We start from the raw sequence: 23,432 nt of genomic DNA, 5'->3' as shown, positions 1-23,432 counted from the left end.
CGGTTTAGATCTCCCCTATACGGGTATCTACGGTTGCAATCGCCAGGTATACACTTCCCAACCCAAGCAGACATAACACGATGTTCACTAGATTCGTATGAAGGTCCATATCCAGCAGAAACCCGAAATTTTGAAATTGCATCAGGAATATGGCGCATAGAACCGCGGGAATAGTGGCTCTCAGCCAAACGCCGAAGATAAAGAATGGGATGAGACTAGCCAGGGTGATAATAACGGATTGGATCAAACTGCGACTGAAGTAGGCTGTTATATCCGCTGAACTCAGCTGTCCTTCAATAAAGTGCAAGCTCTGATTGAGCAGGAAGGTCGCTGCTCCCGACAAGATACAAGACACGAAAGTACAGATAAACACAAAAGCCGCGATAAACAGAACCTTAGCCAGCATTAGCTTTCTCCGGCTTATGGGGTAACCAAAGGATAGAGACATCGTCTTATATTTGTATTCCTCAATGACTACCTGATTAATGAGTGAAGCTCCGAACAGAATAAACCCCATTTGAATCGACATCATAAGTGTAGTCATAGCTTCATAGCTTTGCCCAAAATCAGGGAGCGTTCTTACTAACAACATCGGCATAAACATGATCACTAACGTATAGATGACAACCTCGCTGATCACCATCTTGCGCTTCAGCTTCTTCCATTCGAGTGCCATGAGCTTAACCAACTTTGCCACCTCCGTGAATTTGTCCATAAAAGTAGTCTTCCAGGGAATGACTATGCTTCTGAATGGCCTCAATATCCACGTCATGCAGAATCAGCATTTTCGAAATCTCACTTTGGGCGATCTGCTGATCATAGATCCGTATCTGACGATCATTCATTATCTTCATGTTGTTAATTTGGAGTTTATGCTCCAGCAAAAAAGCAGCCGTGTCCACATCCTTGGTCGTAATTTCGATATAATTGGTCTGCATCTTCCGAATGTCTTCAAGATTCACTTCATTAACTAACTTCCCATCCTTGATAACGCCAATCCGGTCTGCTACCTGCTCAATCTCCCCTAGAATATGACTGGACAGGAGAAAGGATATTCCATATTCCTTATTCAGCATCCGGATTAAATCCCTCATATCCTTAATACCGATCGGGTCAAGTCCGTTCGTAGGCTCATCGAGAATAATGAGCTCCGGTTTGGTGATCATTGCTCTTGCAATGCCCAGGCGCTGCTTCATCCCCAGCGAATATTCACTGACCATTTTTCCTTCCTGCCCATTTAGATGCACCATATCGATCGCCTGCAGTATTGCTTTTTTGTCGTAAAAGCCCAGGTATTCACAGTGAAGCTGCAAGTTGTCAATCGCCGTCAAGTGTTCGAAGAAGATCGGGTACTCGATAATGCTTCCTACCCGCTTCAGTCCAGATTTCTCTGACGAAGTCAGTTTTTTGCCAAATAACATAATCTCACCTGAGGTAGGTCGCATAATGCCGGTCAGCATCTTCATGATCGTTGTTTTACCTGCTCCGTTTTGTCCGAGAAAGCCATATATCTCACCTCTTCGGAGGTGAAGGTTCACACCAGATACAAGCAGCCGGCCACGAGATTTCTTCGTTAACTGTTCCGTCATCACCACATCATCCATTTTCTCTTTCCTCCTCTATTTCTGCGTCCCTCTTCTTACTTCTATCATAATCAGTCACATTTGCTTTTTTCTTTCCCATTTCTTACTTATTTCTTAAGTTTCACAAAAAGGAGTTGTTCAATGGAGTAAAATGATCTCTGTCGTACATCAATCAAAAAAGAGCTGCTCCTCGTTGAACACCTCTCCTCTGATCCAGATCAATATGTAATTTGTTTAAAATGGCAAGTAAAGCTTGTTCTCTCATACGGCCTACTGTTCAAATGAATGGTTCCCTTCATCGCTTCGGTTAAACGTTTAGATATACTGAGTCCGAGCCCGCTTCCTTGAAACTGTGGATTTCTAGCATCATCCAGCGTATACAGCCGTTCAAACACCTTGGCTTGATCGTGCTCGTCGATTCCCTTGCCCTTATCCCACACCTCCAGGCTCACCGTGCCATCCTGCTCTTGCAGTGTTAAGCCAAAGAGACCTCCATCACTTCCATACCGGATTGAATTCGAGATTAAATTACTGATGACCCGGTTCAAAGCATCCTCATTGCCCAAAATATATAATGGATGTTCCGGGATGGCCACCTCGACTTGAAGCTTCTTCTCCAAGAGCAGCTCGTAAAAATCCAAAATGTTCTTCTTACATATCTCATTGAGTGAAATTTTGCTCAGAGGAACAACATAATCGTCGGATTCCAGCTTAACCAGATCGAAAAATTGATTCAGAAGCCCTGTCAGACTCCACACCTTATCATGGAGCCGTCCCATCAGGACGTGCCTGTCCTCGTCCGTTAGGTGATCCGCGTATCTTAATTTCTCTACATATCCCAATATCACAGTGAGCGGCGTCTTCAGATCATGAGACATATTGGCAATCAGCTTGCGTAAGCTGTCTTTGGCCTTGATATAATCCGCGGTTAGCTTCTGATTATGATCGAGCAGACGATTGACCTGGACTAGCAGCTGCTGCAGCTCCTGTTCTCCGGTAGGAAGCAGTACCTTTTCCGCCGTCTCCAGCCGAATAATTTCATCCATTTTTGTGCTGATGTCGGTTATCGCTTCCTTCAATCTCCTTCGGGACAAATATTGAATAACGACGACACCAATTAATAGGATAATAATGACATATAGGAAGTTCACCATGGTTACTCCCCCAGCTTATAACCGATGCCCCATATGGTACGAATATACTTAGGCTCGGAAGGATTCTCTTCAATCTTCTCGCGAAGTCTTCTAATATGAACATTAATGACATTTTCATTACCATAATACTCGTCTTCCCAGATCAGATTGTACATCTGCTCCTTCGTAAACACTCGGCTCTGATTCTTCATCAGCAGCTTCAATATTTGAAATTCCTTGGAGGTCAGCTGGACAGTGCTATTCTGTAGCTGTACAGTAAAAGAATGAAGGTCGAGAGAGAGCTCCTTGTAATGGAGTATGGATGGAAGGGAACTGATGTCTGTTGGGAGATACTGCGTCGATCTGCGAATCGCTGCATTGACTCTGGCCGTTAATTCGATCATCGAAAATGGCTTGCTGATGTAATCATCTGCACCGAATCCGAGACCGAGCGCCTTGTCCAGATCACTTCCTTTGGCCGAGATGATCAGCACAGGGATGGTACTGGTCTCTCTTACCGCTCTAAGCAGCTCCATTCCATTCAGCTTAGGCAGCATTAAATCAAGCAGGAGCAAATCCGGTTCTATAGAATGAAAAAGTGCCAGCGCCTCTTCTCCATCGAAGGCGGTGTCTACTTTATAGTTCTCCTGTCCAAGCGCACTTGCGATTAATTGATTGATTTCCACGTCATCCTCTACCAGCAGGATTCGTTTCTGCATCCGAACACATCCATTCCTTTGCCTAGATTGAAGGTATATTGTTCCTCTCCTTATTTCTATGCAGTACTCTCAAGTTCCTGTCTATTTCCGAGTTTAAAGACGAAAACCACCTGGATCGAAGTGTCCCCCAAAGTTAGACAATGCTGACATTGAGGGTACAATTCATCTCAGGTGGTTTCTTTGGGTTACTGTGTAATCACCATTTTTTTAGTCTTATGAATATCTTCTGTTCCGGCATCAAGTGCGGTCTTGTAATATAAGCATTTATGTTCAATGACTTCCATTGTCTTCTTCAGTTCTTCCATCTGTGCTTCTACCGTGGCTCTTCGTTCGATGAACATATCATGTCTCTGCTGTAACGTCGCATCTCCATCCGAGCACCAGTCAATAAAGCTTTTAATTTCTTTGATCGGCATCCCGGTAGATTTGAGACATTCAATAATTTTTAATGATTCCATGTCTGATTCCTTAAACAATCTTTTTCCACCGGCTGCACGTTCTACAAAAGGCAAAAGCCCCTCCTTGTCGTAATAACGTAACGTGTAAGGGGTAAGGTTCAATTCTTTGGCAACTTCACTAATCGTATATGTCTTCATGCGAATCCACTACTCTCCCATTCTCTTAAACATAGACTTAGAGTTAACTCTAAGTCTATGCAATTCTATCAAGGACTAGAGATACTGTCAAAGCAAATCCTGCGACTTAGGAACGAATTTGCTGCACACTCGATCTTTGTGGCTTGACTTAGAGTTAACTATAACATTTAACATGGACATGCAAGAGAGGTTTCTAAGGCAGAGAATGAATTAAAGATATCCTTAAACAAGTAAGCTTACTTTCTCCTTGGATAGGGCCTGTCTCTTGAAAATAAAAATTATACTCTAGGAGGTTACAATTATGATAACGGCTAAAGCACGGGCTGTAGATGGTCCCGATCAATCCTTTAGAGCAGCTGAAATAAAAAGACGGGATCTCGATACCCATGATATCCTGATCGAAATTAAATATGCAGGTATTTGCCATTCCGATATCCATACTGCTCACGGTGAATGGGGAGAAGTGAACTACCCTCTCGTACCTGGACATGAGATTGCAGGAATCGTAGCCGATGTAGGCTCCGAAGTGACCAAATATAAAGTCGGGGACCGGGTAGGCGTTGGCTGTATGGTTGACTCGTGCGGGGATTGTGTGAACTGTCGTAAAGGAGAAGAGCAATACTGTCTTAAGGGAAATATCCCTACCTACGCGGGCGTGGACAAGTATGGTGAACCTACACAAGGAGGATATTCTACCCATATTGTCGTTACGGAAGGCTTTGTCGTCCGGATTCCGGACAACATTGAGCTTGATGCAGCAGCTCCACTACTCTGTGCTGGGATTACCACTTATTCGCCGCTTCGCCGCTGGGAAGCCGCTCCCGGCAAGAAAGTCGCTGTGGTTGGCATGGGTGGTCTTGGTCATATGGCGGTTCAAATTGCACATGCGATGGGTGCTGAAGTCACCGTTCTGTCCCAATCTCTAAAGAAAAAGGAAGATGGTTTGCAGCTTGGCGCAGACAGCTACTATGCTACAAGTGATCCGGAGACATTCAAGAAACTGGCGGGAACCTTTGATTTAATTATTAATACGGTAAGCGCTAGTTTGAATATGGATGCTTACTTCTCTCTGCTCACCCTTGACGGAACATTGGTGAACGTCGGTGCGCCTGGAGAGCCGCTGTCCCTTAATGTCATGTCTCTCATTGGGCATCGCCGTTCCTTCGCAGGCTCCATGATTGGCGGCATCCGTGAAACACAGGAGATGCTCGATTTCTGTGCAGAACACAATATCGCTCCGAAGATTGAGGTCATATCGGCCGATCAGATTGACGAAGCGTACAAGCGGGTTCTCGCTTCAGATGTGAAGTACAGATTCGTAATTGATACGAGCACGATGTAATAAACAATAATGCGTTTCATATCTGTTCAGGGCTCGTCTTCGTTCGGTCATGAATAAATGAAAGGCCGGCCTGCAAATCATGTAGGTCGGCCTTTCATTTATCCTGTGCAGCTGATCGGCTATTGCTCAATTCTGCTGTTTGCCTGCTTTATTTTATAAGGCATATCTAATAAGGCTTATCTAACGATGACTTTGGATAAGTCCGCTTCCATACCTTTGAGTGCCGCATAAGTCAATTTATCCATCACCGCATTGTCGAAGCATATCGTCTTCATCATACGGTAATATTTCTTAGTCAACGTAAATCCGGGCTGGAAGGAAACATCTCGCAAGATCGCTTCTTTAAATGAAGCACCCGCTAAAGCACACTTCTCAAATCGGACACCGGTAAAGCTCTGTCCGTCAAAGCAAAGTCCGGTGAGGTCTGAATTTTTGAAATCCACCCCAACGAAGATGCAATTCTCAAATGTCGTCTTTCTAAGATCGGTTGTGATGAGCTTAACGTCCGTCAATCTTGCCCCGACAAACCTCACACCATTCAAGCTGGAAACGCTGAAATTGGTCCGTACCAAAACGGATTGATTAAAGGTCGCATTGGATAGATCAAGTGATGAAAAGTTGCAGTCCGTCAGGTTCGCTCCATCAAAATTAGCATCTCGTACATCGCTGCTCGAGAACGTGCTTCCCGTCAAATCCGCGTTGGAGAAGTCAGATCCCTGCAGTGCACTCGACGCAAATTTTCCTTTATGTACCTTAACATCAGCAAAGTCGCTCTTGGATAAATTACTCGCACTGAAGTTCGTGAGCACCTGCCTCTCCAGCGTGCGTGACAGGCTTGCTACCTCCTGTACCGTTTGTTCGATGTCACCGATACTATCGATCGTCATCTCGAAGGCCGTTTGCTCGTCCTTGCCCTGCTCTTGGAGTTCCCGATACCGGTCATTCAGATCATGGAGCAGATCATTCTTCAGTTCCTCCACGCTCTTGACCCCATCATACGGTGCGAACACGGCATTTAAATAATTGACCAACTTCTCATCCATAGGATCGATCAGCTCCTCATAATAAGTCCTTAAGAACTCGCTTCGCATATTCCCAGTTTTCTATATTACGATGATACGTTTCTCTGCCCTTATCGGTGATTCTAAAATATTTCCGTCTTCCACCTTGCGATTCATCACCCCAGTACCATTCAATATCGCCATCTGCCTCAAGCCGCCTAACACTGGAGTACATCGTCGCTTCCTTTAGTTCATATTCTCCGCCTGAACGTTCTGCAATTAATTTGACGATTTCGTATCCGTAACGATCAGCCTCGGATAATAAGCGTAATATCATCGTATCGGTATGTCCGCGCAGCAGGTCGGAGGTAATTTTATTGTTGCTCATCTCAGCACCCCCACCATTTCATGATAGTTTAAACTACTGTGACTGTAAAGGTAATAGGGATATAAAGATAAACATGACGCTTGCTCTAATTGTTCAGATAGATATTTCTCCAATTATATTGATTTAATTCATTTCATTAGCTGCATTTTTGAAAATTTCAAAAAAATACAATAAACTTAACTCATTAGGAGTCACCATTGTCTTCATGACCAGATTATATGGTTTGAGAGTCATTTCTTTTGAGCCTGCGATATTCTTTATAAAAAGGTCCATCTTCTGAATGAACATCCCATTCTCCCCCGAGATGATGTCTTGTAATCTCCCCGAAACAGTAGCTAACTGAATATATATCCTCTCTCGATATCTCCTTTTTTAGTAAATTGTCTAAAGTCAATATTGATTGGGGATTGTTCAAGTCAATATTATTTTCACTTATAAAAGACTGTATTGTAATATTTCACTCACTTCCTAGAAAATTATCTGGAGAACTTTTAACCCCAACCTTTATGGTTTCAAACCAATCCATAGCAAATTTTTCTGTTACCTCTACTATAGATTCTAATTCTTCTCTTAGAGTCGTTTCATCTGAATAAACATGGACTTGTTCTATCCGATCTCTCAGAAAGGCAATCGTATTTCTAGAAGAAGTGCCCTTTCGGTACTCACATCTTATTGCATTTTTGTACCACTCACTTTTTTCAATTTCGATGTATTCCTTTACCCCACCATTCTCTCTTATAAAAGTCCAATTAAAATCCGATTTCTCATATTTAAATCCAAATTGAGCAAATCTATCAACTAGAATTTCTTCAATATACTTCGTAATATTCATGAAATACCCCTTTCATTCTGAACGAACACCTTGCCCCTCCCGCGACCGGATTTTCACCACCTTGGAGATGCGTGCCTCTGGACACGCCAAGCATATAAAAGACACAACCTTGAGGTTGTGTCCCAGACTGAAGAGAAAAAAGCTTCTTGTGAGAGTTTTTAGTTAGACACTCCTGCAAGTGATGGAGAATGATTGAATTGGTAGACCAAATCGTAAAGATCGCCCTCAAATAGCCTGCTTGGCCAAGTGTAGGGCCATCTTTCTCATATTCTGAACAGCGGTCGTCATCAAGGCTTGTTCACATTCATTTGTGTCAGTGAGACGTTAAAAACGGATCTATTCCCTAAAAATTCGCGCGCTGAGCTGCGTAAGGAAGTTCGCCCAATTCTCTTGAAATTGCGGGTCGGTAGATTCGCTCCCGGTAACCATTTTAGTAACATCGCCTAAGATCAGAGGATAGTTGGATAAAGAAATAAGAGCTAGCGTCAGCATAACCGGATCCAGATCTTCGGGAACCAGACCGGCCGCCTTCTTGGCTTTCATATCGTCCACATAGGCTTGAAGCGCAGCCTCTCTCTTTTTCTTTCGGTTAGGCTGTTCGGGCTGTTTCTCGAGAGCTTCCCAGGTGGTAAATCTTAAAAAATCCATCCTAAGCTGGGCATTGACTTTAAACCGGTGCTCCGCAATATGAACAGGATCGGTAGGATTCATGGAAGCCCACCCCGGTTCTTTATCCGGCATTTGCTCTAACATGGCCTCGAACAGGTCTTCTTTACCTTTGAAGTAGTGATAAAGCAATTGCTTTTTCACGCCGGCGCCCGCCGCTATGGCCTCCAAACGAGCTCCTGTATATCCTTTTTCGAAAAATTCTTTACGTGCCGCAGCGAATATATTGTTTCGCGTACGTTCGGCATTACGAATCTCCCCCATACGCTTATTACCTCCAGTATTTTTATAAATGAGTGAGACATAATCTCCATGATCATAAAGTTTAAATGAACAATTAGTCAAGTTGAATTGATTCTTTGGTAATTTTAACTTGACCTTTGTAAAATTATAACTTACCATAAGTAAAGTAATAAGTGTGGCTAGCTTGTTATGGGTTAGCTTCTCTGCAGCACACATCCTAAGAAAGGAGGTTCATTTCACGATGAGGATCTTATCGGTTGTATGCCACCCGAGAACAAGTTCTTTGACTTTTGCAGTCGCGGAGCGCTTCGTCCAAGGATTGAAGGACGCTGGGCATGAATCGGAGGTGCTGGATCTGCACCGGCACGGGTTTAACCCGGTATTAGGGGAAGCCGACGAACCAGATTGGTCAGACAGCCGCAAAATCTATTCGCCCGAAGTGGAAGCGGAAATGGAACGAATGAGGAAGCATGATGCGCTCGCGTATATCTTTCCGATCTGGTGGTACAGCATGCCGGCCATGCTCAAGGGGTATATCGATCGGGTTTGGAATAATGGTTTTGCATACGGAGCGAATCAGTTGCATCATCGGCAAGTTTTATGGCTCGGTCTTGCAGGAGCTCCGCCGGAACATTTTGAGAAAAGACAGTACGACAAGATGCTCAGCCAGCATCTGAATGTAGGGATCGCCAGCTATTCGGGCATTCCGGACTCCAGAGTCGAAATCCTGTACGATACCTTGAATGAGAATGCAGAGTATCGTCAAGGTTTGCTGCAGCAAGCTTACCAGTTAGGTTTGGAATACTGTCGGAAACCAGCTTAACGGGATGTTTCGTCGGATTAAAACTATTTTAATATAATAAAATGATGAGGTGTAACGGTTATGGTAAACGCTGTGGAGCAGAGTGTTATTCAAGTGATGAAAGAACGCGGGAGCGTAAGAAAGTATCAACCGGGTGTGGAGATTCCACCAGCTACCTTAAAAACCATTATAGAAGCCGCGGGTTCAGCACCATCGGCATGGAATCTTCAGCACTGGAAATTTGTCGTGATTCAGAATCAGGATAATAAGAACCGCATCTTGCCCGCAGCCTACAATCAACAGCAAGTGGCGGACGCTTCAGCCGTCATTATTGTCTTGGGTGACATGGAGGCGAATAAAAATGCGGAAGCTGTATATGACGAAATGGTTCGGTCGGGGGCTATGACGGAAGACGTCGTGAACAATATGGTGAATGATATCAACAATTATTACGAGAATGTCGCAACCGCCGGCGTACACGATGCCATACGAAATGCTTCTTTTGCAGCGATGCAGCTCATGCTGGCAGCAAAAGCTCACGGGATTGACACATGCCCTATTGGTGGCTTCAGCGCGGATGCACTTAGAGAAGAATTAAATATCCCAGAACGCTTTATTCCTGTCGTTATGGTGGCAACAGGATATGCGGAACAACCTGCGTACGCTACGAACCGTTTTTCAGCGGATCAAATCGTGATTAACGAAAGGTTCTGACGGTAACGAAGGAGACATTTAGCATGACTAAAAGCATGTTAGGCACAACTGCCGTTGCGCAAATAGCGTTGCTCGTCCATGATATTGAATCAGCGAGTCAAGCGTATGCCGATTTCTTCGGCATCGATAATCGCAGTTGGTTCTGGTCAGATGAGTTTGGAATTACACTTACGGAGTTCAGAGGGAAGCCGACCGAGGGACGTGCCAAGCTTGCATTCTTGGATATGGGATCGATTCAGTTGGAGCTCATCGAGCCGGACGATCATCCGTCCACTTGGCGTGAATCCTTGGACCGTCATGGCGAAGGCTTTCATCATATCGCCTTTTTCGTTGAAGGAATGCAAGAGAAGATCCTCCTGATGGAGCGTGAGCACATGCCCGTTCTGCAAAAAGGGGAAGATGCCGCTGGACAATACATCTATGCTTATATGGATACGTCCTCCAAGCTGAAGCTGCTCATTGAACTTCTCGAACATCAGAAAGAGTAAGAGGTATTCAATAGTATTCAACTGCAAAAACCTTAGCCGACGGTTATATCGCTAAGGTTTCTTTTTATTCCTTAAAGGTATCTTATCGACCACAAATTAAATTAACGATATCAGAGATAATGCCCTGCCCGTTAGCTGCAGCTAGCCTTCGATTTACATGGGGGTTACCAGACTGTCGACCGTCAATGGCTTTGCGCATGTCAGTCGGACCATAAGCTAGATATTCGGGAGAAAATGCTTTATAAGATAAAAGAAAAAACAGTTACCCCTTTCGGGACAACTGTTTTTGCTGCTAACTGTATTAAAAAAAGCGTGTGGTGAATTTATTTAATAAAATAAATTATTCTACTGTTACACTCTTCGCCAGGTTACGTGGTTTATCCACATCAAGACCGAGGGCAAGAGATGCGTAGTATGCCAGAAGCTGGAGCGGCACTACGGAAAGTGCTGGTGTCAGGATCGGCAATGTTTTCGGAATTGCATATGCTTGGTCTACGGATTTAAGCAGGTTCGCAACATGCTCTTCATGCGTAATCACCATAACGTCTGCACCGCGTGCTTTTACTTCCTTGATGTTACTTACTGTCTTCTCAAGTACATCCTCTTGTGTTGCCAGGGCAATTACCGGAATACCGTCTTCGATCAATGCAAGCGTACCGTGCTTCAATTCACCTGCTGCATACGCCTCAGAGTGGATGTAAGAGATCTCTTTCAGCTTAAGGGAACCTTCCTGAGCAACAGCGTAGTCTACGCCGCGGCCGATGAAGAACAGGTTCTTATGGCTGGAGATTTGCTCAGCATAATCCTTAATAGTCTCCGCTTGATCCAGCATTTTCTCCACTTGCTCAGGCAGAGATTGCATCGCAGCGATGATGCCTGCTACCGTCTCTTCTGTTTGAGTGCCACGCACTTGAGCGAGGTACAAGCTGAACAGAGCAAATGCAATCAGCTGAGAAGTGTAAGCTTTCGTAGAAGCAACAGCAATCTCAGGACCTGCCAGTGTTGCAAGCACGTCGTTTGCATCACGAGCGATGGAGCTGCCCACCACGTTAGTGATCGCAAGTACATGGGCACCATTAGCCTGTGCTTCACGAAGCGCTGCAAGGGTATCTGCTGTTTCACCCGATTGGCTGACTACGATAACGAGTGTATCAGAGTTCACGATTGGTGAACGGTAACGATACTCGGAAGCAACATCGGTCTCTACTGGAATGCGAGCCAGATGCTCAATCATGCTGCGGCCAACGAGACCTGCATGGTAAGCCGTACCACAGGCGATAATTTGGATGTTCTTAATATTCTTAATTTGCTCTTCCGTCAAGTTCAGATCAGGAAGCAATACTTGTTTGTGATCTGCAGAAATCCGGCCCAGCATCGTCTCACGATAAGCTTTAGGCTGTTCATAGATTTCTTTCAGCATGAAATGATCGAATCCGCCTTTTTCAGCTGTAACCGCATCCCAGTCGACACGAATCATTTCCCGAGAAATAAAATTCCCCTCAATTGTCATCAGTTCGACAGAATCCTGTGTCAGGACTGCCATTTCACCGTCATTCAGGATGTACACGTTACGAGTGTATTCGAGAATAGCCGGAATATCGGAGCCAATAAAGTTCTCTCCTTCACCAAGACCGATAATCAGCGGACTTGCTTGACGAACAGCAACCAATTTATCCGGCTCATATTCTGTCAAAACGCCGAGTGCAAATGCACCACGCATGTATGTGATCGCTTTTTGAACAGCTTTCACGATATCACCATCGTACTCACGAGCAACCAGGTGAGAGATAACTTCAGTATCTGTCTCCGAAGTAAATACACAGCCTTGACTGATCAGCTCATCCTTCAGCTCCAGATAGTTCTCTACAATCCCGTTATGAACTACAGAGAATTTAAGGCTGTTGTCTGTATGCGGGTGAGAGTTCTCATCCGATGGTTTACCATGAGTTGCCCAACGTGTATGTCCAATTCCTGCACTTCCTTGCAGCGGAGCTGTTTCCAGCTTAGCTTCAAGGTTCGCAAGACGACCAATAGATTTCGTAATTTGCAGACCTTCTGGAGTGAACACGGCAATACCTGCAGAGTCATAACCACGGTATTCCAGCTTCTTCAGTCCTTCGATCAACACATTTTGCGTATTCTTAGTTCCAATATATCCAACGATTCCACACATAGGTAAAATTCCTCCGATTCGAATGTTTGAACATGACGGGAGAAATGCACCAACAGCATGCAAATAGACATGAGTAAACAATAGTCTGATATGCGGGTGACTAACCCTATACGGCAAGCTACATAGCACGAACCAGTATGTTGTTCTGGAACTGGCCAGCTCAATAGATGGCCTTAATATCGTATGAAATGACTTCCGTCTTATCCTATGATCAATGTCACGATGACGCATATCATCACTCATGTAAAGCTGAAGTATGCTCTCCTCGTGCACATTCTAATTTTGTTTCACCTATCGATTCGTTGTAAAAACAGTCGCCTGTTTCTTTTCCGTTCTCGATTTACGGTATGGTGGATTACCGGGAGGTCCCCGCCGAACAATTCGAACACCCCCACCTCGTCAACTTGACCATTGTCCATTGTTTTACATAACAATGGTTCCGTACACTGGAACAAGTTCTGGCGCTTGTAATGCTGTTGTAACCTCGATCCTCACTTTCTATGTCTGAATCACACAACTCATTATATGCATCTGATGTCAGTTTTGCAATGGAGCAATATACCTCCAAGCAAATTTCATCATAAATACCCAAAAAACAACCCCGTGAAACTAGACACTAGTCACACGGGCTTATTTTAAGAGCAGGACAACCAGGTTATCCTGCCAGTTCCTTCTTAACTACACCCGCGATATGCTCAACGAACTGCTCAAGCTCTATACGGTCCGGTCCTTCTGCCATAACACGAATCAGAGATTCTGTCCCGGATGGTCTTACCAGTACACGTCCATTGTCGCCCAGCTTGCTCTCGATCATAGCGATTGCTTCCTCAATAACCGAATTGCCTTCATACTTGCTCTTGTCTTCGACACGAACATTGACCAGCACTTGCGGATATTGCTTCATCAGGCCTTTCAGCTCACTCAGCTTCTTGCCCGATTCTTTAAGCGTATTAATTAACTGGATTGCGGTTAGCATACCGTCACCCGTCGTGTTGTAGTCTAGGAAAATAACATGGCCCGACTGCTCACCGCCCAGATTATAGCCCCCGCGGCGCATTTCTTCCATCACATAACGGTCACCGACCGCAGTCTTTGCTGTTTTAAGTCCTAATTTTTCAGTTGCCTTGTAGAAACCGATATTACTCATTACGGTGGATACAATCGTTCCATCATGCAGCTTACCTGCACGGTTCATTGCATCGCCGCAAATGCACAGAATAAAGTCGCCATCCACTTCGGCTCCCGTCTCATCAATCGCAATCAATCGGTCTGCATCGCCGTCAAAGGCAAGACCTGCATCCGCCCCATGGCGAATCACTTCTTCCTTGAGCTTCTCAGGGTGTGTAGAGCCACATTGCTCGTTGATGTTAAGTCCGTCTGGCTCAACACCGATTGTAATCACTTCGGCTCCAAGATCAGCGAAAAGCTTCGGAGCCAGCTCATACGCAGCACCGTTAGCGCAATCCAGTACAATTTTCAAACCGTCGAATTGGGAAGATACCGTTGTTTTGAGGTACTCAAGATAAGTAAACTTCGCTTGTTCGTCGACCGTAACCGTGCCCAGACCGCTGCCGATCGGACGAGGAAGGGTGTCTTCATAAGCATCCATCAATTCCTCAATCTTGTTCTCTGTCTCATCAGACAGCTTGAAGCCGTCTCCCCCAAAGAATTTGATTCCATTGTCTTCCACCGGATTATGAGATGCAGAAATCATGACTCCTGCGTCTGCTTTGAGTGTGCGTGTTAGATATGCTACGCCTGGTGTCGAAACCACACCAAGACGAATAACATCCGCACCAATGGACAGGAGGCCTGCAACGAGCGCCGATTCCAGCATGAGCCCTGAAATACGTGTATCCATCCCGATGACCACTTTCGGACGGTCTACGCCTCCAGCGAGTACATATCCTCCACAGCGTCCAATGCTATAGGCCATCTCTGCCGTTAATTCTTTATTAGCAACCCCTCTGACTCCATCAGTACCAAAATATTTCCCCATTCTCCTGAACTCCTTTTTGTCATATGTGAATAGTCAATTAGCAAGCTTGCTTTAGAAAAAATGTGAATCTAATTCAAATTCGTGCAATTCATAATATTAAATAATAATGGCTGATACATTGTTACTGTAAAAATGGCAGTAAGCTCTTGTTAAGATGCTGGATTGGATGCATCGGTATCTGCACCGGAATCATCCGGGTCACCGTTCCCTTCCTGGCTCGGATCTGACTCGTCCTCATTGTCCTCCCCATTCGTTGTACCACTGTTCTCCTCTTCCTCTCCCGATCCTGCATCGGGTTCGGTTGGCGGAGTGGTCGTTTCGGTAGAGGTGTCCTTCACCTGAACCTCGATGGTGAGGTCAGCCGATGAATTCTTGACCGTTACATAATCCGGTGCATTGACTTGCAAGGTCACTTCATGTGATCCTTCCGCCAAATCACTCGCATCTGCAATTAGCTCTAGATCCGTCGCGTCTATGTTATCCAGCATATTACTGGGTCCGGAAATGGTGATATCCTTCAACCCGTCCCTTGGCCTCGTAACACTTGCTTCCAGACTGCCGCCTGGCTCCTTAATTACGATGGGGACATCCCGTATCACCTTTTCCGTATCCTGCACTTCATCGGATAATGCAACCGTCACCTCTAATTGCACGGAGCTCGGCTCGATTTTCTCAAAACCGGAGGGCGGCGTCAAGTCCACGTTAACTGTATGTGTCCCCGCCTCCGAGATCTGGCTAAGGTCCAAAGTCACTCCATTATAGTTCTCGACTCCTGCCAGCAGCTCCTGATTTCCATACAAAGTTACTTCATTTACATTCGGTTTCACTTGAGATAAGGTCAGGCCATCCGGAAGCTGTCCGGTGTAATGCACCTTAAATGGGACCTTGGTAAACTGCTCCGTAATCGGCACTTCTACAGCCACCGACTCAGGCTCGATTACAGCTCCTTCAATCTCATTTCCATCGAGATCAAAGGCTTTGAGGCGCACTCTCTTCTCACTTACCGTATCCGTTGCCCCTTCAATATCGATTGTCCCTTCGACTTTGCCTACGGCTGCCAGCTGGCTCTCGGGAAGAGTAACCTTAACCGGCTCCGCAGGCGTAACTACCGGGTCTCCTGCCAAATATCCTGCAGCTGGCTCACCTGTAGGTACGATACTCGCATCAAATGTATTCGTTCCCAGCTCTTCGACAGTTACCGTCACCGTAGAAGGCTCCATCTTAACAAACTCCACTCCGTTTGGTACCACATGGCTTAGCGGTAGCGTGCTCGTTCCTGGACCCACATTGCTGAGATCCAGCCGGACTTTATATTCATCTGTAAAAACAGAAGTCAGTACCGAGCGTTGTCCCCTGACCTGCATCTCGACTTCGGTTGCATCTACTGACGTAAGAACATACTTGGATGAATCGATGCCATAAGGCTCAATCGTAATATTATCTATCACTCGAGGCTCTACAGATGCTGTCGTTGTCGGAGTAGGTGTAACATCGTTCGAATGAACCATCGCCCACAGCAGCAAACTGATAGCCAGCGCCAATATTTTGGTAAAATTGTTATTGTTGAACCATTTATCCATTACCCTGGCCCCCCTTCCGTTTCCAGATCGAGTGCCTCTTTTCTTTCAGTGTTGAAGAAGGACGTAGCTCTTCATGCAGTTTAGAGATCAAGGATTCCTCTTTTATATCCCTCACCACTTGTCCGTTAATCGCTAAGGATACCTGTCCTGTCTCCTCAGACACGACAATCGCTACAGCATCTGCCACTTCACTTACCCCTATCGCTGCACGGTGCCGCGTTCCGAGCTCTTTGCTGATAAACGGATTCTCTGACAAAGGCAAATAGCAGGCAGCGGCTGCAATCTGTTTCCCTTGCAAAATAACAGCTCCATCATGAAGCGGTGTGTTTGGAATAAAGATGTTAATCAGCAGCTCGGAGCTAAGAACTGAATTCATCTTGATCCCTGATTCTGTATATTCATTCAGTCCCGTTTCCCGTTCGAACACAATGAGTGCTCCGATCTTGCGACGAGAGCAATAATTCACAGCCTTAATAATTTCATTCGTAAAACGACTGAACTCCTCATCATCCGCTGTAATCCGGTTAAACCATTTGCCGCGGCCCAATTGCTCGAGTGCACGACGAAGCTCCGGTTGGAAGATGATAAATAGTGCCAGCACCCCGAATGTAAACAACTGGTTCATGAGCCACTTCAGCGTGTAGAGGTTAAACCAGGTACTGACTACCCACACGACAACGAGCAGAAGTATACCCTTCAACAGCTGTACAGCACGGGTCCCGCGAACAAGCAGGATAATGTGGTATATGATATACCCTACAATTAAAATATCTATAATATCCTTAATGGCCTCTTGCCATGTCAAATCCGCAAAATAGTTCATGCGATTGCCCCCGATATTCCCTAGTTGAGTAAATGTCCACATTCATATATCTGTAAGATAGATCGAACTAAGCTCTTCATGGTCCTTTATGGTTTATAAGGGCTCTGGCATGATAGGTGACCTGATCATTCGCTCATTCTATAGAGTTAGTTGTAGTATGTTCTTCATCATATCTAGGTTATAACGATAAAGTGCAAGTTGCAAGCGAGCTCGTTATTCCTTTCCCAATTATTATCATTATACCCTGAAAATATTAAAAAAAGAGCCCTCATAACAGAGGCTCTCTGGTTTTATAAAGGAATGTTCTACTATTGTAAGCATTTATTAGCGGTAAGCTACGACATTCATCACGTCTGTTATCTTATACCAAATCCAGTCCAGCGCTTGATCTATACTCTTGATTTGTCCTGAGATATGAGCTGTAGAGGCCGTCATATAATGACCATCAATAATCGTGAGGTTACCCTCCACATTACCGTATACTTTTGCAGTCCCATTCTCGACCGTCAAATTCCCTGTAATCGACTTGCCCTCAGGTACAATGACATCGTTCCCTTCGATCACAATCTGATCTAGATCATCTCCACTGACAATCAACTGGTTACTCTGGTCCCAAAAGCTGATCGTACTGGAAAACATCACGATTACAAAAATGGCTGCAGCAGTTAGGGCCGGGTGTCTTTTGACCCACTTCAGCCATGGCTGCTGTTTCTTGGGTTGTGGTACAGCACTCATGATCCGATCAGTCAGCTCATCTGAAGCAGACGGTGAATAATGTCTCATTGCGTATAACAGCATATCCGTCTGTTCCAACTCTTTAAACCGCATGCGGCAGTCGGGACATGTCGACAGGTGACTCTCGAGCCCGCTCTTTTGGGACACCGATAGTTCATCATCTAAATATTCATGCATTAAAGAGGTGCTTTCCTTGCAGTCCATATGAGCATATCCTTTCCTCTAGATCTTTAAGTCTTATTTGCCGTATGAATTATACAGACATAAGACTTGCTTCCATTAAATACGAAGCATATTTAAGAACGTTTCAATAATTTATGCATCATTTTTAAAAAAACGAGCCGGATCAATTTCATAAAACTTATCGTGCTATACAAAATTGATCGGCTACAATTTGAACTCTAGCTTTTTACGCAAAAATTCACGGCCTCTATGTACTCTCGTCTTAATGGTTGTGACAGGCATCCCTAATATATCACTGATCTCCTGTAGAGATAGATCCTGTAAATAGCGTAGTACCATGATCGACTTGTACTTAGCAGGCAGCGTTTCAATTGCATCACGAATAATCCGCTGCGTCTCAGACAACAGCGCTTCACTCTCAGGGGTCCGGTTATCGCTTGGAATCATGGCGTATCCATCAGTCCCCTCCTGATCTCCAAGCTCGGCATCGAGCGAGTAGGAAGGTTTCTTTCTCCGGAGTCTATCGATACATAAATTCGTTGCAATCCGATAGATCCAAGTCGAGAATTTCTGCTCTGGATCATATTTCTCCATATTCCGGTATACTCTCAAAAAAGTTTCCTGCACAATATCTTCTGCTTCATGTCTATTGTTCAGCATCCGATAAGCCAAATGAAACAATTTATCCTTATACAATTCCACAAGCTCAGCGAAAGCCCGTTGATCACCCTTAAGTATTAGATTGACCAACCTATTCTCCAAATTATCCACCATATATTCCCCCAGACTTGCTGATGGGTCTTTCGTACCGCTCATATCCCAAAAAATACATCATTCAAATCGTAATTCATGTGCAGTTAAAAATCAATCATTTCCACTTCAATTGTCAAAAAAATAGGGAACTCTCTACTTAAGATAAGAGAGCTCCCGAAGATTGAACCCAGTTCAATGTTTAGATGTTTATTATCAGCCTGTGTTCCGCATCCCTGAGGCAATGCCGTTAATGGTAAGCAGCACTTCCCGGAGTAATTCAGAATCGTCTCCGTTTTGTTCACGCAATGCACGAAGCTCAGTAAGCAGCTGCACTTGCAAGTAACTTAGCGGATCAACGTACGGATTACGCAAGCGAATGGATTCCTGAATCACAGGCACATTATCAAGGATATCCTGCTGCCCTGTAATTTTTAGAAGTAGATCCTTTGTTAGTTCATATTCTTCAAGAATTTTGCCTTTGACACGTGCACGAATCACATCATCCTGTACCATAGATGTGTACTGCTTCGAGATGTTCATGTCTGCCTTGCCTACCGCCATCTGTACGGTATCAATCAATGTACTGAAGAACGGGAAGTTCTTATACATATCCTGAAGCACCCTCAGATTCTCCTCTTTGCCCTGATAGAAGCTCTGTAGGCCTGTACCAGCAGCATACCATGCAGGGAAGAGATAACGGCTCTGTGTCCAAGCAAATACCCAAGGAATGGCACGTAAGTCCTCAAAGCGATTGCTGTTCTTCCGCTTAGAAGGTCGGGATCCAATATTCAGCTCACCAACCTCAGGCAGCGGGGTAGATTCTTTGAAGAAATTGAAGAAGTCAGGATCATTAAATACAAGATCTTGGTACTTCTTCAGAGAAGCTTCTGAGATCGATACGATAATCTCCTTCCAAGCCTCTTCTTCAGCCGGTGCCTCCACACTGGCAACCATAGCACTTGTCAGAAGAGCAGACGTCGCCTGTTCAAGACTTCGATACGCGATTCCTTGCAGGGAATAACGTGAGGAGAGAACTTCTCCTTGTTCCGTAATCTTGATGCCTCCACCAATGGTATGAGGCGGCTGTGCCATGATACTGCGGTTTAGCGGCATACCGCCGCGACCAAGCGCTCCTCCACGTCCGTGGAAGAACTTGAGTTTTATATTGTACTTCTGGCTTACTGCAGTAATTTCATTCATGGCTACGAGCAGCTCCCAGTTTGCTGTAACAACTCCACCGTCTTTGTTGCTATCCGAGTAACCCAGCATGATCTCTTGCAGATCCTCCATCGCGGATACACAATTGCGATATACCGGCAATTCGAATAAGCGTTTCATGATCGCTGGTGCTGCATGTAGATCTTCAATAGTCTCGAATAGTGGCACAGATTGAATGGTACAAATCACAGTGCCATCTGGTTCTCTGCGGTAGAGACCTACTTCTTTGGCAAAGACCATTACTTCGAGAAGATCACTAGCACCTCGGGTCATACTGATCAGATAGCTGTTAATGCAGTTTCTGCCGTATTCCTTCTGAGCTCTGTAGATCGTGCGATATACTTCAAGACATTCCTGCGTGCTCTCGCTATAGCTGAAATGTGAAGAAGTTAATGGTCGTGGATCGCTCAACAAGCCGGCTAGCAAATCGATCTTCTCTTCCTCAGATAGAGCAGAATAATCATCTACAATGTTCATATGAGCCAAGATTTCCTTCATAGCATTCTCATGCTCTTGGCTGTGCTGACGAACATCTAAAGTCGCGGTATGGAAGCCGAACAGCTCCACTTGGCGAATAATCTTTTTCACATAAGTGTCTGCGACATAATCCGCATAATGATATCTCAAGCTGCGGTCAATTAGCTTCAGGTCGTTAATCAATTCCTCCGGTGAAGCGTAACGGTCTGACTGGCCGACTTTGTTGTCATCAAGCACATTATTCAGCTTGGAAAGCATGTAGGCGATTTTAATGCGATAAGGTTCCTTCTCATTCCGCCAAATATCCGCCTTCTTCAGAACTACCTTCTGACGATCCTCTTCAATAGAAGACATGAGCTCTTCAGAAACGGTAACGATATTCGTGCTGAAACTCAGTTTACCCATTAATTCAATCAAAATACGCTGATATTCACGCAGAGCAAGCTTACGCTGCATTCTAAGGGTCTCCCAGGTAACGTCAGCCGTTACGGAAGGGTTCCCATCCCGGTCTCCGCCAATCCAGGAGCCAAAACGTAAATAAGTAGGCACATGCCAGCGATGTTCTGGATAATACTTTTCTAGGCAGCGCTCCAGCTCTTCATAAACATCCGGCAGTACATGGAACAGCGTTTCATGGAAATAGTACATTCCATTCCTTACCTCATCGAGCACGGTTGGCTTACGATCACGCAGTTCGTCTGTTTGCCAGAGTGTTATGACCTCGTTCAGGAGCTTCTCACGCAGCTGTTCACGTTCACGATGCGTAAGGGTTGGATTATCCAAGAGCATAACATCCTCAGATATACGTTTATGTATATCAAGAATAACTCGGCGGGAAGCTTCGGTTGGATGCGCGGTCATGACTAGCTCCAGGGACATTGTTTCCAAGATGCTCTGTACCTCAGTATAGCCAAAACCTTTATCCTTCAATGTTTGTACAGCCTTCTCAATAGAACCCGGTTGTACAGCCTCTCCCGCAGAACGCTCGTAATCCCTCTTACGGCGGATCCGATGATTCTGCTCTGCGATGTTCACCAATTGAAAATAAATCGCAAAAGCACGAATAACTTGATGACGTCGATCCGAATCAAGCCCCTGTATCATGCTCATAAACTCCTGGAACAATTCAGGCGTATTCTCAGCACGTAAAGCCTTGCTCGTCTCGCGAATCTTCTCAACAACGTTCAGGAGTTCGTTCCCTCCTTGATGTACCAGAACCTCACCAAGTATATTACCTAGAAACCTCACATCCCGACGCAACAAATTATTTGAATTGTTTTTGTTCGCGGTTGCCATAAGTTCTGTCATGCATATCCTCCTATCTCCAGCTGAATACAAAGTTAATCGTCCGTCATAATTGACACCTTCATAACATGATACAATAAAAATCAGGTAAAATCTTTAGTTTTGTGATAGAAAATACAGGTTTTTTGACAATTTTCGAATAGAATATTCAGTTATACTTCGTATTTCTACACCTTTATCATCACATCAAACGCGCCTTGAGAAGAGATCCATTCTAATTCTAATTATAGATATTTTTTACAACAAGTGCATATGAAAAATAGACCTCGTGCGTGACCCGACGGGGAGTAGATATACAAAAAAAAGCCCATCCATAAGATCAGGCTTTACAATAAGTATAATGAAGCGGGTGATGGGAATCGAACCCACGCTACCAGCTTGGAAGGCTGGAGTTCTACCATTGAACTACACCCGCAAATACAATCGGGATGACACGATTTGAACATGCGACCCCCTGGTCCCAAACCAGGTGCTCTACCAAGCTGAGCTACATCCCGATAGTAAATGGCGCGCCCTGAGAGATTCGAACTCCCGACCTTTTGATTCGTAGTCAAACGCTCTATCCAGCTGAGCTAAGGGCGCAAAATATGGAGCGGACGACGGGAATCGAACCCGCGACCCTCGCCTTGGCAAGGCGATGCTCTACCGCTGAGCCACGTCCGCAAAAAATCAATGCGCGTGAAGGGACTCGAACCCCCACGTCAAGGACGCTAGATCCTAAGTCTAGTGCGTCTGCCAATTCCGCCACACGCGCATATGATTAACTGGTGAGCCATGAAGGACTCGAACCTTCGACACCCTGATTAAAAGTCAGGTGCTCTACCAACTGAGCTAATGGCTCATATAAATGGCTGGGGATATAGGATTCGAACCTATGCGTGACGGAGTCAAAGTCCGTTGCCTTACCGCTTGGCTAATCCCCAACATTTTTATATGATGAGTATTATCTTCATATATAGTATATCCAATATTTACGAAATAAATAATGGTGGAGACTGAGGGGATCGAACCCCCGACCCTCTGCTTGTAAGGCAGATGCTCTCCCAGCTGAGCTAAGTCTCCATACTAAAGTGACCCGTAGGGGATTCGAACCCCTGTTACCTCCGTGAAAGGGAGGTGTCTTAACCCCTTGACCAACGGGCCTTGCAATATCTAAGCTCTCAACCGGGATCGAACCGGTGACCTCATCCTTACCATGGATGCACTCTACCTACTGAGCTATGAGAGCATATGGCTCCCCGAACAGGACTCGAACCTGTGACAACTCGATTAACAGTCGAGTGCTCTACCAACTGAGCTATCAGGGAATATTAACTAGTAGTCAACACATCTCTCAGTATAAAACTGAGTAAGGATGTTTGCTTGGCGGCGTCCTACTCTCCCAGGACCCTGCGGTCCAAGTACCATCGGCGCTGGAGGGCTTAACGGTCGTGTTCGGGATGGGTACGTGTGGAACCCCTCCGCTATCGCCACCAAACATGATTTTTGCGCTGTGATATCTTCGGTGAACCATCACCAGCAAAATATCAGACCTTAGAAAGGACATGCAGCTTCAAATCTTTACAAGGATTTACTCCCTGAAAACTAGATACGAAACAATGTGCGATTTAGTGCTTTTCCCGTTGTTCTCGGGGTTCTGTGCTTATGCTTCCGAAGCAAGTTTTCTTCGAAAACTCTTA

The 23,432-nt window shown here is 45.1% G+C and carries 20 protein-coding genes, 11 tRNA genes and 1 rRNA gene; 4 read left to right on the top strand and 28 right to left on the bottom strand.

Annotated elements, in window-relative coordinates; translation table 11 throughout:
- Positions 1-4: 4 nt before the first annotated feature.
- From TCA2_RS21570 to TCA2_RS21550, 5 genes are all read right to left on the bottom strand, one after another.
- The gene (locus TCA2_RS21570) at positions 5-697 is read right to left on the bottom strand and encodes an ABC transporter permease (RefSeq protein ID WP_238546479.1); all 693 of its coding nucleotides are present in this window, start codon (positions 695-697) and stop codon (positions 5-7) included.
- Positions 681-1,604, bottom strand: a complete 924-nt coding sequence (locus TCA2_RS21565; RefSeq protein ID WP_047913672.1) for an ATP-binding cassette domain-containing protein — start codon at positions 1,602-1,604, stop codon at positions 681-683. Before TCA2_RS21565 ends, TCA2_RS21570 begins: the two co-directional genes overlap by 17 nt.
- A gap of 197 nt (positions 1,605-1,801) precedes the next feature.
- Positions 1,802-2,737, bottom strand: coding sequence for a cell wall metabolism sensor histidine kinase WalK (locus TCA2_RS21560; RefSeq protein WP_047913671.1), 936 nt, complete (start codon positions 2,735-2,737; stop codon positions 1,802-1,804).
- A gap of 2 nt (positions 2,738-2,739) precedes the next feature.
- Positions 2,740-3,435: a response regulator transcription factor gene (locus TCA2_RS21555; protein ID WP_047913670.1), complete on the bottom strand. Its 696-nt coding sequence runs from the start codon at positions 3,433-3,435 to the stop codon at positions 2,740-2,742.
- 185 nt (positions 3,436-3,620) lie between these two features.
- Positions 3,621-4,031, bottom strand: a complete 411-nt coding sequence (locus TCA2_RS21550) for a MerR family transcriptional regulator (protein ID WP_047913669.1) — start codon at positions 4,029-4,031, stop codon at positions 3,621-3,623.
- A 301-nt stretch (positions 4,032-4,332) separates the two neighbouring features.
- Here TCA2_RS21550 and TCA2_RS21545 point away from each other — a divergent pair, with 301 nt between their 5' ends.
- On the top strand, positions 4,333-5,373 hold the full coding sequence (locus TCA2_RS21545; RefSeq protein ID WP_047913668.1) for an NAD(P)-dependent alcohol dehydrogenase: 1,041 nt from the start codon (positions 4,333-4,335) through the stop codon (positions 5,371-5,373).
- A gap of 176 nt (positions 5,374-5,549) precedes the next feature.
- Here TCA2_RS21545 and TCA2_RS21540 read toward each other — a convergent pair whose 3' ends face one another.
- From TCA2_RS21540 to TCA2_RS21525, 4 genes are all read right to left on the bottom strand, one after another.
- On the bottom strand, positions 5,550-6,416 hold the full coding sequence (locus TCA2_RS21540; protein ID WP_047913667.1) for a pentapeptide repeat-containing protein: 867 nt from the start codon (positions 6,414-6,416) through the stop codon (positions 5,550-5,552).
- A gap of 16 nt (positions 6,417-6,432) precedes the next feature.
- Positions 6,433-6,762, bottom strand: a complete 330-nt coding sequence (locus TCA2_RS21535) for a PadR family transcriptional regulator (RefSeq protein ID WP_047913666.1) — start codon at positions 6,760-6,762, stop codon at positions 6,433-6,435.
- Between the two features lie 457 nt (positions 6,763-7,219).
- Positions 7,220-7,594 (bottom strand): hypothetical protein, encoded by a 375-nt coding sequence (locus tag TCA2_RS21530; RefSeq protein WP_047913665.1) that lies wholly within the window; start codon positions 7,592-7,594, stop codon positions 7,220-7,222.
- A 336-nt stretch (positions 7,595-7,930) separates the two neighbouring features.
- Complete coding sequence (locus TCA2_RS21525; RefSeq protein WP_047913664.1) at positions 7,931-8,524, bottom strand: TetR/AcrR family transcriptional regulator; 594 nt, start codon at positions 8,522-8,524, stop codon at positions 7,931-7,933.
- Positions 8,525-8,744: 220 nt separating this feature from the next.
- Here TCA2_RS21525 and TCA2_RS21520 point away from each other — a divergent pair, with 220 nt between their 5' ends.
- Genes TCA2_RS21520 through TCA2_RS21510 form a run of 3 tightly spaced genes read left to right on the top strand, consistent with a single transcriptional unit; the run spans position 8,745 to position 10,507 of the window.
- Positions 8,745-9,326, top strand: a complete 582-nt coding sequence (locus TCA2_RS21520; RefSeq protein WP_047913663.1) for an NAD(P)H oxidoreductase — start codon at positions 8,745-8,747, stop codon at positions 9,324-9,326.
- 60 nt (positions 9,327-9,386) lie between these two features.
- Positions 9,387-10,019, top strand: a complete 633-nt coding sequence (locus tag TCA2_RS21515; RefSeq protein WP_047913662.1) for a nitroreductase family protein — start codon at positions 9,387-9,389, stop codon at positions 10,017-10,019.
- Positions 10,020-10,042: 23 nt separating this feature from the next.
- A complete protein-coding gene (locus tag TCA2_RS21510; RefSeq protein WP_047913661.1) occupies positions 10,043-10,507 on the top strand; it encodes a VOC family protein in 465 nt (154 codons plus the stop codon).
- A gap of 340 nt (positions 10,508-10,847) precedes the next feature.
- Here TCA2_RS21510 and glmS read toward each other — a convergent pair whose 3' ends face one another.
- From glmS to rrf, 19 genes are all read right to left on the bottom strand, one after another.
- On the bottom strand, positions 10,848-12,680 hold the full coding sequence (gene glmS, locus TCA2_RS21505) for a glutamine--fructose-6-phosphate transaminase (isomerizing) (protein ID WP_047913660.1): 1,833 nt from the start codon (positions 12,678-12,680) through the stop codon (positions 10,848-10,850).
- 655 nt (positions 12,681-13,335) lie between these two features.
- Positions 13,336-14,679 (bottom strand): phosphoglucosamine mutase, encoded by a 1,344-nt coding sequence (gene glmM / locus TCA2_RS21500; RefSeq protein WP_047913659.1) that lies wholly within the window; start codon positions 14,677-14,679, stop codon positions 13,336-13,338.
- A 149-nt stretch (positions 14,680-14,828) separates the two neighbouring features.
- Positions 14,829-16,259, bottom strand: coding sequence for a YbbR-like domain-containing protein (locus TCA2_RS21495; protein ID WP_047913658.1), 1,431 nt, complete (start codon positions 16,257-16,259; stop codon positions 14,829-14,831).
- Complete coding sequence (cdaA, locus tag TCA2_RS21490; RefSeq protein ID WP_047913657.1) at positions 16,252-17,082, bottom strand: diadenylate cyclase CdaA; 831 nt, start codon at positions 17,080-17,082, stop codon at positions 16,252-16,254. The genes TCA2_RS21495 and cdaA overlap by 8 nt, the downstream gene beginning before the upstream one ends.
- A 324-nt stretch (positions 17,083-17,406) precedes the next feature.
- Positions 17,407-18,021 (bottom strand): zf-HC2 domain-containing protein, encoded by a 615-nt coding sequence (locus tag TCA2_RS21485; RefSeq protein WP_047913656.1) that lies wholly within the window; start codon positions 18,019-18,021, stop codon positions 17,407-17,409.
- 183 nt (positions 18,022-18,204) lie between these two features.
- Positions 18,205-18,771 carry an RNA polymerase sigma factor SigW gene (sigW, locus tag TCA2_RS21480; protein ID WP_193746105.1) on the bottom strand — a complete coding sequence of 189 codons (567 nt, stop codon included), beginning with the start codon at positions 18,769-18,771 and terminating at the stop codon, positions 18,205-18,207.
- Positions 18,772-18,966: 195 nt separating this feature from the next.
- Positions 18,967-21,756, bottom strand: coding sequence for a phosphoenolpyruvate carboxylase (gene ppc, locus TCA2_RS21475; RefSeq protein ID WP_047913654.1), 2,790 nt, complete (start codon positions 21,754-21,756; stop codon positions 18,967-18,969).
- A gap of 341 nt (positions 21,757-22,097) precedes the next feature.
- Positions 22,098-22,168, bottom strand: a tRNA-Gly gene (locus TCA2_RS21470).
- 8 nt (positions 22,169-22,176) lie between these two features.
- Positions 22,177-22,250: transfer RNA gene (locus tag TCA2_RS21465), tRNA-Pro, on the bottom strand.
- A gap of 8 nt (positions 22,251-22,258) precedes the next feature.
- A tRNA-Arg gene (locus TCA2_RS21460) sits at positions 22,259-22,335 on the bottom strand.
- Between the two features lie 6 nt (positions 22,336-22,341).
- Positions 22,342-22,416 (bottom strand) — tRNA-Gly (locus TCA2_RS21455).
- 10 nt (positions 22,417-22,426) lie between these two features.
- Positions 22,427-22,507: transfer RNA gene (locus TCA2_RS21450), tRNA-Leu, on the bottom strand.
- A gap of 11 nt (positions 22,508-22,518) precedes the next feature.
- A tRNA-Lys gene (locus TCA2_RS21445) sits at positions 22,519-22,594 on the bottom strand.
- Between the two features lie 7 nt (positions 22,595-22,601).
- Positions 22,602-22,676: transfer RNA gene (locus tag TCA2_RS21440), tRNA-Gln, on the bottom strand.
- A gap of 63 nt (positions 22,677-22,739) precedes the next feature.
- A tRNA-Val gene (locus tag TCA2_RS21435) sits at positions 22,740-22,815 on the bottom strand.
- A 9-nt stretch (positions 22,816-22,824) separates the two neighbouring features.
- A tRNA-Glu gene (locus tag TCA2_RS21430) sits at positions 22,825-22,896 on the bottom strand.
- Positions 22,897-22,908: 12 nt separating this feature from the next.
- Positions 22,909-22,981: transfer RNA gene (locus TCA2_RS21425), tRNA-Thr, on the bottom strand.
- A gap of 3 nt (positions 22,982-22,984) precedes the next feature.
- Positions 22,985-23,060: transfer RNA gene (locus tag TCA2_RS21420), tRNA-Asn, on the bottom strand.
- Between the two features lie 53 nt (positions 23,061-23,113).
- Positions 23,114-23,230 (bottom strand): 5S ribosomal RNA (gene rrf, locus TCA2_RS21415).
- Positions 23,231-23,432 lie beyond the last annotated feature (202 nt).

It is taken from the genome of Paenibacillus sp. TCA20 (genome assembly GCF_000732325.1).
Classification (GTDB): domain Bacteria; phylum Bacillota; class Bacilli; order Paenibacillales; family Paenibacillaceae; genus Paenibacillus; species Paenibacillus urinalis.
This window is presented reverse-complemented; position numbering and strand designations above follow the sequence as displayed.